Here is a 14,686-nt window from a genome sequence, read left to right on the forward strand (position 1 = left end):
ATGAATCATTTACCACTCATAATTAAAAGAGAGTATTTAACGAAAGTTAAAAATAAAGCATTTATTGTGATGACTATTTTAAGTCCTGTAGTGTTAATTGCACTAATTGCAACAGTGACGTATTTATCGCAAATTAGTAATAATAAAGTGCGAACCATTGCTATTCTAGACGAGTCAGGTTTGGTTGCTAATGCATTTAAAGATACAGAAACTACCAAGTATAAGTTTTTAAAAAATATAGATTTAGAAGCTGCTAAAGTGCTGGTTAATGCACAAGAAGATTACGGTTTATTGCATATTGAAAAAAGTGACGACATTAATTATTTAGAAAATCATGTGAAATTTTATTCAGAAGATTCACCGTCTCTATCTATAGTGTCGAGTTTAGAAAGTAAAGTAGAAAAATCGTTAACCGATGTAAAATTAGTGCAAGTTGGTGTCGATTTAGATAAAATAGAATCGGCTAAAATAGATGTTAGTATCATTCAGGAAAATTTTTCAGGAGAGAAAACATCTAAAGTAGAAAGTATTATCAAATTAGCGTTTGGTGGTGCAGCCGGCTATTTGCTATTTATGTTTATCATTATATATGGTAATATGATTATGCGTAGTGTTATCGAAGAAAAAACCAGTCGTGTTATCGAAGTAATTATTTCGTCGGTAAAGCCTATGCAACTCATGTTGGGAAAAATTATTGGAACTTCACTAGCGGGAATCACTCAAATTATTATTTGGATTATTTTAGGAGGTTTGTTAACAGGATTGGTTGGAATAATTTTTGGAATAGATATGAGTCAGACGCCACAAAATCAAGTCATCGAACAATCTATAGTAAATCAGCAATTAAACGGACAAATAGAAACCATTCTTTCAGGATTTTATCATCTACCGTTAACCAATTTAATTATTGCTTTCTTATTATTTTTCATTGCAGGTTACTTATTATATAGTTCAATGTATGCTGCTATTGGAGCCGCTGTAGATAATGAAACCGATACCCAACAATTTGTATTTCCTATATTAATGCCATTAGTGTTATCGGTTTATATTGGTTTCTTTACGGTAATCGAAGATCCTCATGGAACCATTTCAACTATTTTTTCGTTTATACCATTAACGTCTCCAGTGGTTATGCTTATGCGTATTCCATTTGGCGTTCCAATCTGGCAACAATTATTATCGTTGTTACTTTTAATTGGATCTTTTTTACTGACTGTTTGGTTTGCCGCAAAAATTTATCGTGTTGGAATTTTAATGTACGGAAAGAAACCAACATATAAGGAGTTGATTAAATGGATTAAATATTAATTGTTTAGAGTGAAATAATTTCAGAATTTTTAACGTAAATAAACGTGTAAATAATATAACGTTCAACAGTTATAGAATTAGAATAATAGTAGTGTGAATTCATTTTAATAGACACTGTTAAAAAAAATATGTATGCCAAAGATTTTAATTATTGAAGATGAAGCAGCCATCCGTAGAGTGTTGGTTAAAATTTTATCAGAAGAAAATGATACCTACGAGTTGGAAGAAGCTGAAGATGGATTAGTAGGTATAGAAAAAATTAAAAAAGAGGATTATGATTTAGTGTTGTGTGACATTAAAATGCCAAAAATGGATGGGGTAGAAGTTTTAGAAGCAACAAAACTTTTAAAACCAGAAATACCTATGGTCATGATTTCTGGTCATGGCGATTTAGACACAGCTGTGCAAACCATGCGTTTAGGTGCCTTTGATTATATATCGAAACCACCAGATTTAAACCGATTATTAAATACGGTTAGAAATGCCTTAGACCGAAAGGAACTTGTGGTTCAAAATAAAATTCTTAAAACTAAAATCAGCAAGAATTATCAAATGATTGGTGAAAGTCCAGCCATAGCAGATATTAAAGATATTATTGAAAAAGTAGCACCTACAGAAGCTCGTGTATTAATTACAGGTGCTAATGGTACAGGTAAAGAACTTGTAGCACATTGGTTACATCAAAAAAGCGAACGTGCTGGCGGTCCAATGATAGAAGTTAACTGTGCTGCGATACCAAGCGAATTAATAGAAAGTGAATTGTTTGGTCATGTTAAAGGGGCTTTTACTAGTGCGAATAAAGACCGTGCAGGAAAGTTTGAAGCCGCTAATGGAGGAACCATTTTTCTAGATGAAATAGGAGACATGAGTTTATCTGCTCAAGCAAAGGTATTGCGTGCGCTTCAAGAAAATCGTGTGCAACGTGTAGGTAGCGATAAAGATATAAAAGTAGATGTGCGTGTAATTGCTGCAACAAATAAGGATCTTAAAAAGGAAATAGAAGAGGGGCGTTTTAGAGAAGATTTATACCACAGGTTAGCAGTGATTTTAATTCAGGTACCGGCCTTAAACGATAGACGTGACGATATTCCGTTATTAGTCGAATATTTTTCAAACAAAATTGCAAACGAACAAGGCACGGCAAATAAGGCTTTTTCTGAAGATGCTTTAGCATTATTAAAGTCTTACGATTGGTCTGGAAATATCCGTGAACTTCGTAATGTGGTGGAACGTTTAATTATTTTAAGTGGCGCTACAGTTGAAGAAAACGATGTAAAATTATACGCTACTAAATAAGGACATTAGTAGCTTATCGAAAGAGGCTCTTAGCAATATGCTTGGAGCCTCTTTTTTTTTGTTCCTAAAAATTAAGAATACGGTTTAAATATATAGATGATACCCTAGGTTGCCCTTTAAAGCTATTGATATTGCTCAAAAAATCGTTAAAAAATCAACAAAACAAATCAAATGTGCCATTAATAAAAATCATTTTTGTTTTTTAGTAGTATTAAATTTCTAAAGCAGACTCTTATTATGAAAGACATTCACATTAAAGATTTTAAAATTGATTCTAAAATAAATATTAAAGACCTAAATACTAAGGTTGATTTGGATGCTTCCGAAAAGAAGATAGAAAAGGAATTAGAAAAAATTAGAGTGAAATTAGGCGACCTTCAGAATACCATGTATGCACATGGTAAATATGCAGTTTTGGCATGTTTTCAAGGTATGGATACAGCCGGAAAAGACAGCTTAATACGTGAAGTGTTTAAAGATTTTAATGTTAGAGGTATCGATTGTCATAGTTTTAAATCGCCAACAGATTTAGAGTTGAAACATGATTATTTGTGGCGTCATTATTTACGATTACCAGCACGTGGTAAATTTGGAATCTTCAACAGAACACATTATGAGAATGTGTTAGTTACTCGAGTCCATCCAAATTATATATTGAGCGAAAACATCCCTACAGTGAATGACATTTCAGATGTAGACGATACGTTTTGGGATACCCGTTTTAATGAAATTAATAATTTCGAGCGTACAATTTCTAACAGTGGGACAATTATTTTTAAATTCTTTCTTAACCTGTCTAAAGACGAACAACGCGACAGATTAATTCGTCGATTAGACAAGAAAAGCAAAAACTGGAAGTTTTCATCAGACGATTTAAAAGAACGTGCCTTATGGGATAGTTATCAATCCTGCTACGAAGATGCCATAAATAGAACGTCGACCACAAATGCACCTTGGTATAATATTCCTGCCGATAATAAACCTGCAGCGCGTTTAATTGTAGCCACTATTCTTTATAATACGCTTAAAGAATATCATGATATTCAAGAACCAGAACTCGATGCAGAAACAGAATCGCATATAGAAACATATAAAAAACAATTACTAAGCGAGTAGTATTTTCTATGAGCTAATTAATATTATACCCCTTAAATTATTTATGAAAAACATAATTATCTTAATTGCCTTATGTTTAGGTAGTCACATCTTCGCTCAATCTGATGAAGATATATTAAAACAAATTTACAAATCGGCTTTAGTAGAGGGTAAAAGCTATTCTTGGTTAGAAACATTATCTATAGATATTGGCGGCCGCTTGTCGGGATCATTAAATGCAGAACGTGCGGTAGAATGGGGAAAAGCTGAATTAGATTCTTTAGGATTAGATAAGGTTTGGTTACAACCTGTTATGGTGCCAAAATGGGTGAGAGGTGCTAAAGAATTTGCGTATATAAAAGCCAGTAGTGGAGAAACTACAAATGTGAATATATGTGCATTAGGAGGTTCTGTATCTACTAATCCATTAGGACTTACTGCTAAAGTTATAGAGGTTAAAGATTTTGAAGAATTAAAGCGTTTAGGGGAAGCCGAAGTAAAAGGTAAAATAGTATTTTATAACCGTCCGATGCAACCCGATTTAATAAATACGTTCGAGGCATATGGTGGTTGTGTTGACCAACGTTATATGGGAGCTGTAGAAGCAGCTAAATATGGAGCAGCAGGTGTTATTGTAAGATCTATGACGTTAAGTTTAGACGATATGCCTCATGCAGGAAGTATGACTTATGGAGATTTACAAGTGTCGGATCGTATTCCTTCTGCAGCAATTAGTACCAAAGATGCCAATCTATTAAGTAGTATGTTGCATTTAGATAAAAACTTAGAGTTTTATTTTAAGCAAAATTGTAAACAATTAAAAGATGTTAAATCTTACAATGTTATAGGTGAGATTACGGGGTCTCAATTTCCTAATGATTACATTATTGTAGGTGGACATTTAGATTCTTGGGATTTAGGAGATGGTTCTCACGACGATGGTGCAGGAATTGTACAATCTATGGAAGTGCTCCGATTGTTTAAAACATTAAAAATTAAACCAAAACACAGTATTCGCGTAGTCATGTTTATGAATGAAGAAAATGGTTTAAGAGGTGCAACCGAATATGCAAAAGTAGCAACAACGAATGGCGAAAATCACATCATGTCTTTAGAAAGTGATTCTGGCGGATTTACTCCAAGAGGATTTTCTTTCGATTGTAGTGATGCAACTTTTAATAAGGTATTAAGTTGGAAGCCTTTATTTAAACCATATTTAATTCATTATTTCGAAAAAGGTGGGTCTGGAGCAGATGTAGGACCTTTAAAAAACGATACCAATGTAACGGCAGGTTTACGACCAGATTCTCAACGTTATTTTGATCATCATCATTCGGCTAGCGATACTTTCGATGCCGTAAATAAAAGAGAGTTAGAATTAGGTGCGGCATCTATGGCTTCACTTGTTTATTTGTTCGACAAACACGGAATCTAATCTCTAAATACATTTAAAAATTGAAAATATTTTTTTCACTTAGCTTGTTATTTTTTACCATGACCCTTACTGCACAACAAACTCAAGAGTTACTATATTACGAAATTCCGGAATATCCAGAAACCTATACCGCTGGTACTGTGGTGGGGCGTTCTATAGATGCCCTAGGATTTCGATTCTATTGGGCTACAGAAGGATTAACTACAACAGATTTAGAATATAAATTGAATGAAGATGGACGTTCTACTTTAGAAACAATTACTCACATTCATGACCTTTCAACTATTCTTAGAGATGCCGCTTTACAAGTGCCTCACATTAAAGAAACTTTAAAAAAGCCATTAACTTATTTAGAATTAAGAACACAAACCTTAATGAATTTAAAAACGGCTGCCGATTTGTTTAAAGAAGCTAAAGATTTAGAACAGTATAGTTTAATTTTTCAAAGTCCAACTGGTGTAAGAACTGTTCCTTTCTGGAATGCTATTAACGGTCCTATTGAAGATTCTGTATGGCACTGTGGACAGATAGCATCATTTAGAAGAGTGACAGGAAATCCTTTAAATTCTAATGTAAATCATTTTATGGGAACAGTGAGAGAATAATCTATTTTTAGTATAAAGAATACAACGTTAAACACGCGTATACATAAAGCGCCCTTGAAACTATTTTCAAGGGCGCTTTATGTTTTAAAATTTAAGAATGTAAGTTTATTTTAAATCAATTCTCGAAATCGTTAACAGAGTTTTTAAAAAGTAGTCTGTAAGTGCATTTTTATAGGTAATATAGATGTAAACCATACATGGTTAACGCTGATGTAATTCAGATTTTTATGAATTTAATTTCAACATATTTGTCTTCGTTTTTATAGAATAAACAACTGATTGTTATGCGTTTGTCCTCTGTTGTTTCGTCATGTTTTTGGTGTTAATTGTGCTTAGTATTAAAATAGTGGATTACAAATTTTCTATTTTTTCAAAATACAAACCACCTAACAATAACTTTATATTGAAGTATTTCTACTACAAAAAACGAAATAGTATATTAAAACATTAAATAAACATTATAAAATTCATTAATTTTACCATTCAATTTTAATAATGATTATGGATTCTGTAAAAGAAAGTATTAAGGAGTTGGGATATATTCCAGTATCGGAAGATGCAAAGAATATAGATTATGTGGCAGAAATTAAAAAGCTAAAAAAGGAGAAGAATGCCGTCATTTTAGCGCATTATTATCAAGAGCCAGCAATTCAAGATTTGGCAGATTATGTGGGAGACAGTTTAGGACTGTCTTATAAAGCAGCAGAAACCGATGCTGATTTAATTGTGTTTGCTGGGGTTCATTTTATGGCCGAAACAGCAAAGATTTTAAATCCGAAGAAAAAGGTAGTTTTACCAGATTTATATGCAGGATGTTCGTTAGCAGATTCTTGTAGTGCTGAAGATTTAGCAACATTCAAGAAAAAATATCCAGGTCATATTGTTATTACTTATGTCAATACATCGGCAGAAGTTAAAGCTATTAGCGATTTAACTTGTACATCGTCTAACGCTAAAAAGATTGTTGACTCTGTACCTTTAAATCAACCAATAATATTTGCGCCAGATAGAAATTTAGGAGCTTGGATTCAAAAAGAAACAGGTCGTGATATGGTGTTATGGGATGGTGCGTGTATTGTTCACGAGGCATTTTCTATGGATAAACTATTAGCTGTTCATAAAGAAAATCCGAAAGCAAAAATTATTGCTCACCCAGAATCTGAAGCACATTTATTAAAAATTGCCGAATATGTAGGGTCTACAGCAGGACTTATTAATTATGTGAAAACCAGTCCAGCAAACGAGTTTATTGTGGCTACGGAAGCAGGTATTTTACATGAAATGCAAAAAGAAGTCCCTAATAAAATTTTAATTCCGGCACCAGCAAAGGAAAATAATACGTGTGCGTGTAGCGAATGTGCTTATATGAAAATGAATACACTTCAAAAATTATACATGTGTATAAAGCATGAATTACCAGAAATTCATGTAGACGAAGCTATTCAAAAACAAGCATTAATTCCTATACAGCGTATGCTAGAAATTTCTTCAAAATAAGAATGAGTCAACATAATACAGATTACTTAATATTAGGATCGGGAGTAGCTGGTCTTACAACAGCCATTCGTTTGGCTAAATCTTTGCCTAATAAAGAAATTTTAGTTGTTACTAAAGCCAATAAAAGTGAATCGAATACCAAATATGCTCAAGGTGGTATTGCTGTAGTTTGGGATAAATTGGATTCTTTTGAAGACCATATAAAAGATACCATGATTGCAGGAGAGTATCATAACGATCCTGAAGTTGTAAAAATGGTTATTGAAGAAGCACCAGATTGTATGAGGCAATTAATGTCTTGGGGAGCCGATTTCGATTATGGTGTAGGTGGAGAATTCGACTTAGGAAAAGAAGGCGGACATTCGGCAAATCGTATTATTCATCATAAAGACATTACGGGTTTAGAAATTGAGCGCACACTTTTAGATCAGGTGGCTAGTTTAGAAAATATAAAAGTTTTACCGTATCATTTCGCCATCGATTTAATTACAGATCACCAGTTAAAAGATTCAGAGTTTGAAGAAGGACATAATATTAGGTGTTATGGTGCATATATAATGAACCAAAAAACCAATGCTATTGAACCTTATATTGCGAATAAAACTATTTTATGTGCAGGAGGAATTGGTCAGGTGTATGCTTCTACAACCAATCCGTTAATCGCTACAGGCGATGGAATTGCTATGGCATACCGTGCTTTAGCAAGAATAAAAGATATGGAGTTTGTACAATTTCATCCTACTGCTTTATTCGAGCCAGAACAAAGTCCTTCGTTTTTAATTTCGGAAGCTGTTCGTGGATTTGGAGCTTATTTGAAAAATAAAAAAGGAGAACGCTTTATGCTTGATATTGATGAGCGTGCCGAATTAGCACCGCGCGATATTGTTGCAAGAGCCATAGATAACGAAATTCATACCACAGGTGAGCGTCATGTGTATTTAGATTGTACGCACCTGGATTATGATGCCTTTATTAAACATTTTCCTAATATTAACGAGAAATGCTTAGGTATAGGAATAGATATTAGAAAACATATGATTCCTGTTGTCCCTGCTTGCCATTACGCATGTGGAGGAGTTGAGGTAAACACTAAAGGTGAAACTACTATAGAGGATTTATATGCCGCAGGTGAATGTACGAGTACCGGTTTACATGGTGCAAATCGTTTGGCTTCGAACTCTTTGTTAGAAGCGTTGGTGTATGCCAACCACATTGCCGACCATATTATAGAACATGTTGATCTTGTTAAGCCTGTTAATGTTAATGCTCCAGATTGGAACGATGATGGAACATCTACACCAAAAGAACTAATTCTAATTACGCATTACAGAAATACGATTCAGCATATTATGTCCGATTTAGTGGCCATAGTCAGAACAAACAGTAAGCTAAAAGAAGCTTCTAAACATTTACGTTATGTAGAAGATTCTACACAAGATTTGTATGTGGGGTCTAAATTATCTGTTCAGATTTGCGAACTGCGTAATTTAAATTCAATTGCAAATTTAATTGTAGAGCAATCTGCAAAACGAAAAACAAATATGGGAGGTTTTTACAATTCCGATTTAATTGAAGCGGAATAAACAATAAAAATTTTCAAAAAAATATCCTGCTAAAATGTACTAGGTTTTACTTAGTTGTTTTAGCAGGATATTCTATTTAAATCAGGTTATAAAAAAAGCGTTAACTATACAAGTTAACGCTTTCTAATTTATAAAGTGACTTCGATTTGATTTTTTATAATGTCCTCGAAAGTTTCTCTTTCTCTAATTAATAAGGCTTTGTCTTTATGCCAAAGTACTTCGGCAGGACGAAAACGTGAATTATAGTTAGAAGCCATAGAATAACAATAGGCACCAGCATTTTGGAATCCAAGGATATCTCCTTCTGTAATTTCATTAATTCTACGGTTGTTTGCAAAAGTGTCTGTTTCACAAATATAACCTACAACAGAGTAAAAACGTTCGCGACCTTTTGGGTTAGAAATGTTAGTAATAACGTGTTGTGATCCGTAAAGCATCGGACGGATTAAATGGTTAAAACCAGAGTCTATTTGCGCAAATACAGTAGAAGTAGTTTGCTTTACAGCATTTACTTTTGCTAAAAATACTCCAGATTCACTTACTAAAAATTTTCCTGGCTCGAAACCTAAGGTTAATTCTTTTCCGTATTCTTTACAAAATTCGTTAAAACGCTTTGTTAGTTTAGTTCCGAATTCTTCAATGTTTGTTTCAATATCCCCTTTAGAATAAGGTACTTTAAAACCAGAACCGAAATCTAAAAAGTCTAAGTCTTTAAAATGTTTAGCTGTATCGAATAAAATTTCACTAGCATATAAAAAGACATCGATATCTAAAATATCACTACCTGTATGCATGTGTATTCCGTTAATATGCATGCCTGTATTTTCTACAATTCTTAAAATATGTGGAATTTGATGTACAGAGATTCCAAATTTAGAATCGATGTGTCCTACAGAGATATTAGCATTTCCTCCAGCCATAACATGCGGATTAATACGAATACAAACAGGAACTTTAGGATGTTTTGTACCGAATTGCTCTAAAATAGATAAGTTGTCTATATTAATTTGTACGCCTAATTTAGAAGCCTCTTCTATTTCTTCTAAAGACACACCATTTGGAGTAAAGATAATTTGTTCGGCAGAAAACCCAGCTTTTAATCCCAATTGAACTTCTTGAATAGACACAGTATCTAATCCGGCACCAAGGTTTTTCATTAATTTCAAAATCGAAATATTAGATAACGCTTTTACGGCATAGTTCACTTTTAGCTGTTTCACCTTATTAAATGCAGATGTTAAACGTTTATACTGAGACACTATTTTTTCAGAGTCGTACACATACACCGGACTTCCAAAGTCGTTTGCAATTTTTAATAAAGTGTTATTATTCATTTTATGATAAATTAAATTCGCCGCAAATCTATAAAGTTTTTGTCAGTTTAATACCTATTATTTGTCAAAAAAATAAAGAAAAGAATAGAGAATTAATAATATCTAATATTAGATGGTAAAAAATATTGGTTAAAACCTAAGGGTTGTTTACATTTGTGAGGCAATAAATTAAAATACCAATGAACTTACACGAATATCAAGGAAAAGAAATTTTAAATAGTTTTGGCGTACGTATACAACGCGGTATCGTAGCAAAAAGTGCTCAAGATGCTGTTGTAGCTGCAAAACAATTAACTTCGGAAACAGGAACAAGCTGGTACGTTGTTAAAGCCCAAGTTCACGCAGGTGGACGTGGTAAAGGAGGCGGAGTAAAATTAGCCAAGAATTTACAAGAGGTAGAGAAAATTTCTGGTGAGATTATAGGGATGGACCTAGTAACACCACAAACTTCTGCAGAAGGTAAAAGAGTACACCAAGTATTAGTTGCTGAAGATGTATACTACCCTGGAGAATCTGAAACAGAAGAATTTTACGTATCTGTTTTATTAAATCGTTCTACTGGTCGCAATATGATTATGTATTCTACTGAAGGTGGAATGGATATTGAAACTGTTGCTGAAGAAACTCCGCATTTAATTTTTACTGAAGAAATAGACCCTGCTGTAGGTATTTTACCTTTCCAAGCAAGACGCGTTGCGTTTAACTTAGGGTTATCTGGAAATGCTTTTAAAGAAATGACAAAGTTTGTTACTAATCTGTATACAGCTTACGTACAATCTGATTCTTCTTTATTTGAAATTAACCCAGTTTTAAAAACTAGCGATAATAAAATTCTTGCTGTAGATGCTAAAGTTACTATAGATGACAATGCATTATACAGACATAAAAACTATCTTGATTTACGTGATATACGTGAAGAAAGTGCAATTGAAGTAGAAGCTGGTAAACTTGGTTTAAACTATGTAGACCTAGACGGAAACGTGGGTTGTATGGTTAACGGAGCTGGTTTAGCTATGGCGACTATGGATTTAATTAAGCAAGCAGGTGGAGAACCAGCTAACTTTTTAGATGTTGGAGGTACTGCTGATGCTGCTCGTGTAGAGGCTGCTTTTAAAATTATTTTAAAAGACCCTAACGTAAAAGCAATCCTTATCAACATTTTTGGTGGTATTGTACGTTGTGACAGAGTTGCACAAGGAGTAATAGATGCATACAAAAACATGGGTAACATTAACGTGCCAATTATTGTACGTTTACAAGGTACCAATGCAGATGTTGCTAAAGAATTAATTGATAATTCTGGATTAGATGTAATGAGTGCTACTCAATTCCAAGAAGCTGCAGATAAAGTACAAGAAGTTTTAGCATAGTCTAAAACACTGAATACATTATAAAAAAAGCGTCTAACTTATTTGTTAGACGCTTTTTTATTTGACTTTGGTTTAATTGATTCCGATTTTTTATAATCAGGTTTCTTTGTCGAGACCTTTTTTTCTGAAGATTTATCTGCTACTTTAGTTTTAGAGGCAATTTTCTTTGGTAATGGCCCACGCATATGAATAACTAATCCGTTTAAGAAATTTCTTAAAATTTGGTCACCACACTCCATGTATTTTGGATGATCTTCCTTTCTGAAAAATGCACCTAATTCACTTTTACTAATTCTAAAATCTACTAATTCTAGAATCTTTACGATATCGTCGTCTCTTAATTTAAGAGCAACACGTAACTTTTTAAGAACATCATTATTAGTCATATTGCTGTTTTTTTCTTGTTTGGATTTTTTTGTAAAAATATTTTAAAATTTCGAAAACATCTGCTTTACTAGAAGTTTGTTATAAAATTGTTTTAAACGGATAAAAAAAATAAAATTTTTAGTAATTATTAATTGGTTTAAATTACTGTCAATTAAGCGATTACGAATTTGTTTTTTCGTTTATAAACGTTCGATTTTAATCTAAAAACCACTGTAAAAGTAACTTTTAAATATACTATTTCCGTTTTTCTGTAAGGTTTAGTCGATTAAAGTTTTTTATATTTTCGACAAGTTACATTTTATCTACGATTATAAAATATCTATTATAATTAACTTTATGTTATAAATATTAAGGGTGTCTTAACATGATAAATCGCGTTGAAAAACTGAGTCTGCTTTCCGAAATGATAGCTTTTGCTAAAACAGATACGGAAGTTAAATGTAAGAAATATAAGTTTCTGCTTGGGGTGTCTCAACAACTAGACATTTGTAGGTCAGATTTCGAATATCTTATGAAGCATCCAATCGCTTATAAGAATGTCGAGTCTTATAGCGAACGGATTATTCAGTTTCACCGCTTAGTATTATTAATGAACTTAGAAAACGAGCGTACCAAAAAGGAACTTGTAAAACTTTATAACTTCGGATTAACAATGGGCTTAAGTCATGAGTCTATTAACAGAGTACTTTATTTAATGGATGGGTTTCCTAATAAATGTGTACCGCCAGAGGTATTAATCGATATTTTTAAAGTTCAGTATAATTAATTAGTGTTTTAATTTTTCAAGCTTGTCTTGATAATGTTTAATTTCATCGCGAAATTTAGCCGCTTGCATAAAGTCTAAATCTTTGGCTGCTACTTCCATTAATTTTCTTCTGTCTCTAATATTTTGTTCTAATTGAGGTTTCGTTAAATACTCACTTTCAGGTTCTGCTGCTTTTAATGCCTCCAACTCGTAACTGTAAGTACTCACAGAATTTTTAGCTAAGGCACTGTCTAAACTTTTGTTTAGTGCTCTTGGTACCATATTATTAGCTGTGTTATAATTAATTTGTTTCTCACGTCTGTATTCGGTTTCGTCTATAGTTTTCTGCATACTTTTGGTAATCTTATCTGCATACATTATAGCCTTACCATTTAGGTTCCGTGCTGCTCGACCTACCGTTTGTGTTAAAGATCGTGCCGAACGTAAAAAGCCTTCTTTATCTGCATCTAAAATGGCAACTAGAGATACTTCTGGTAAATCTAATCCTTCACGAAGTAAGTTTACACCCACTAATACATCGAACAATCCTTTACGTAAATCTTGCATGATTTCTACACGCTCTAAGGTGTCCACATCACTATGTATATATCGGCAACGGATTTGAATGCGATCTAAGTATTTCGTTAATTCTTCTGCCATACGCTTTGTAAGCGTCGTTACTAAAGTCCGCTCATCTTGTTCTATACGAAGTTGAATTTCTTCTATTAAATCATCAATCTGATTTAAACTTGGTCGAACTTCAATTATAGGATCTAAAAGTCCAGTAGGGCGAATAACTTGTTCCACATAAACTCCGTCACTTTTTTCTAATTCATAATCTGCAGGCGTCGCACTTACATAAATAACTTGGTTTTGAAGTGCTTCAAACTCTTCAAATTTAAGCGGTCTGTTATCCATTGCTGCTGGCAATCTAAAACCGTAATCTACTAAGTTTTCTTTTCTGCTTCTATCGCCACCATACATGGCATGAACTTGTGAAATCGTGACGTGACTTTCGTCAACTACCATTAAAAAATCATCTGGGAAATAGTCTAACAAACAGAAGGGGCGCGTACCCGGTTGGCGGCCGTCTAAATATCTTGAATAATTTTCGATACCAGAACAGTAACCTAGTTCTCGAATCATTTCTAAATCGAATTCGGTACGTTCTTTTAATCGTTTTGCTTCTAAATGTTTTCCAATATCTTTAAAATAATCGTGTTGTTTTACCAAATCATCCTGAATATCTTTAATCGCATTTTGTAGGACATCTGGAGACGTTACAAACATGTTTGCGGGATAGATGGTTAGACGGTCGTACTTTTCTATGACTTCGTTGGTTTGCACATCGAACACTTCAATTTCTTCAATTTCATCTCCGAAAAAGTGAATTCTATAAGCATCATCAGCATAACTTGGAAAAATATCTACAGTATCTCCTTTAATTCTGAAACTTCCATGATTAAATTCGGCTTCTGTTCTCGAATATAAACTCTGTACTAAGCTGTGCAATAATTTAGTTCTAGAAATAACTTGATCACGCTCTAAAGTAATTACATTTTTCTGGAATTCTACAGGGTTTCCAATTCCGTATAAACAAGATACCGAAGCAACCACTAATACATCGCGACGACCAGAAAGTAAAGATGAGGTGGTGCTTAATCGTAGTTTTTCAATTTCTTCGTTTATAGATAAATCCTTTTCTATATAGGTTCCAGAAACAGGAATGTAAGCTTCCGGCTGATAATAATCGTAGTAAGACACAAAGTACTCTACAGCATTATCTGGAAAAAATTGCTTAAATTCTGAATACAGTTGCGCAGCCAATGTTTTATTATGAGCTAAAACTAGGGTAGGGCGTTGTACTTCCTGAATAACATTAGCAACAGTAAAGGTTTTTCCTGAACCAGTAACTCCTAATAATGTTTGAAATTTTTCATCGGAGTTAATCCCTTGCGTTAATTTTTTAATCGCTGTAGGCTGATCTCCGGTAGGCTCGAATTCTGATTTTATTTTAAATCGCATATCACA

At 33.3% G+C, this 14,686-nt stretch carries 12 protein-coding genes; 9 read left to right on the top strand and 3 right to left on the bottom strand.

From position 1 onward, the window contains the following. From BN863_RS03730 to nadB, 7 genes are all read left to right on the top strand, one after another. Nucleotides 1–1,308: an ABC transporter permease gene (locus tag BN863_RS03730; RefSeq protein ID WP_038527681.1), complete on the top strand. Its 1,308-nt coding sequence runs from the start codon at nucleotides 1–3 to the stop codon at nucleotides 1,306–1,308. A gap of 132 nt (nucleotides 1,309–1,440) precedes the next feature. Beyond that, a complete protein-coding gene (locus BN863_RS03735) occupies nucleotides 1,441–2,604 on the top strand; it encodes a sigma-54-dependent transcriptional regulator (protein ID WP_038527683.1) in 1,164 nt (387 codons plus the stop codon). A 237-nt stretch (nucleotides 2,605–2,841) separates the two neighbouring features. Further along, the gene (locus BN863_RS03740; RefSeq protein ID WP_038527685.1) at nucleotides 2,842–3,720 is read left to right on the top strand and encodes a PPK2 family polyphosphate kinase; all 879 of its coding nucleotides are present in this window, start codon (nucleotides 2,842–2,844) and stop codon (nucleotides 3,718–3,720) included. A gap of 43 nt (nucleotides 3,721–3,763) precedes the next feature. Then, the gene (locus BN863_RS03745) at nucleotides 3,764–5,134 is read left to right on the top strand and encodes a M28 family peptidase (protein WP_038527687.1); all 1,371 of its coding nucleotides are present in this window, start codon (nucleotides 3,764–3,766) and stop codon (nucleotides 5,132–5,134) included. A 59-nt stretch (nucleotides 5,135–5,193) separates the two neighbouring features. Continuing rightward, complete coding sequence (locus tag BN863_RS03750) at nucleotides 5,194–5,739, top strand: hypothetical protein (protein ID WP_038527689.1); 546 nt, start codon at nucleotides 5,194–5,196, stop codon at nucleotides 5,737–5,739. Between the two features lie 501 nt (nucleotides 5,740–6,240). Beyond that, nucleotides 6,241–7,236 (top strand): quinolinate synthase NadA, encoded by a 996-nt coding sequence (nadA, locus tag BN863_RS03755; protein ID WP_084817584.1) that lies wholly within the window; start codon nucleotides 6,241–6,243, stop codon nucleotides 7,234–7,236. 2 nt (nucleotides 7,237–7,238) lie between these two features. Continuing rightward, nucleotides 7,239–8,819, top strand: a complete 1,581-nt coding sequence (nadB, locus tag BN863_RS03760) for an L-aspartate oxidase (RefSeq protein ID WP_038527691.1) — start codon at nucleotides 7,239–7,241, stop codon at nucleotides 8,817–8,819. A gap of 128 nt (nucleotides 8,820–8,947) precedes the next feature. Here nadB and lysA read toward each other — a convergent pair whose 3' ends face one another. After that, nucleotides 8,948–10,153, bottom strand: coding sequence for a diaminopimelate decarboxylase (lysA, locus tag BN863_RS03765; protein ID WP_038527693.1), 1,206 nt, complete (start codon nucleotides 10,151–10,153; stop codon nucleotides 8,948–8,950). Between the two features lie 179 nt (nucleotides 10,154–10,332). Here lysA and sucC point away from each other — a divergent pair, with 179 nt between their 5' ends. After that, complete coding sequence (gene sucC, locus BN863_RS03770) at nucleotides 10,333–11,523, top strand: ADP-forming succinate--CoA ligase subunit beta (protein WP_038527695.1); 1,191 nt, start codon at nucleotides 10,333–10,335, stop codon at nucleotides 11,521–11,523. A 38-nt stretch (nucleotides 11,524–11,561) separates the two neighbouring features. Here the strand turns inward: sucC and BN863_RS03775 are convergent, their stop codons facing one another. Beyond that, nucleotides 11,562–11,909, bottom strand: coding sequence for a DUF1456 family protein (locus BN863_RS03775; RefSeq protein ID WP_038527697.1), 348 nt, complete (start codon nucleotides 11,907–11,909; stop codon nucleotides 11,562–11,564). Nucleotides 11,910–12,274: 365 nt separating this feature from the next. Between BN863_RS03775 and BN863_RS03780 the strand changes: the two genes are divergently transcribed. Then, nucleotides 12,275–12,676, top strand: a complete 402-nt coding sequence (locus tag BN863_RS03780; RefSeq protein ID WP_038527699.1) for a hypothetical protein — start codon at nucleotides 12,275–12,277, stop codon at nucleotides 12,674–12,676. On the opposite strand, the gene uvrB is transcribed toward BN863_RS03780, so the two are convergent. Then, nucleotides 12,677–14,680 (bottom strand): excinuclease ABC subunit UvrB, encoded by a 2,004-nt coding sequence (gene uvrB / locus BN863_RS03785; RefSeq protein ID WP_038527701.1) that lies wholly within the window; start codon nucleotides 14,678–14,680, stop codon nucleotides 12,677–12,679. Between the last annotated feature and the right edge of the window lie 6 nt (nucleotides 14,681–14,686).

The organism is Formosa agariphila KMM 3901 (genome assembly GCF_000723205.1).
Taxonomy (GTDB): domain Bacteria; phylum Bacteroidota; class Bacteroidia; order Flavobacteriales; family Flavobacteriaceae; genus Formosa; species Formosa agariphila.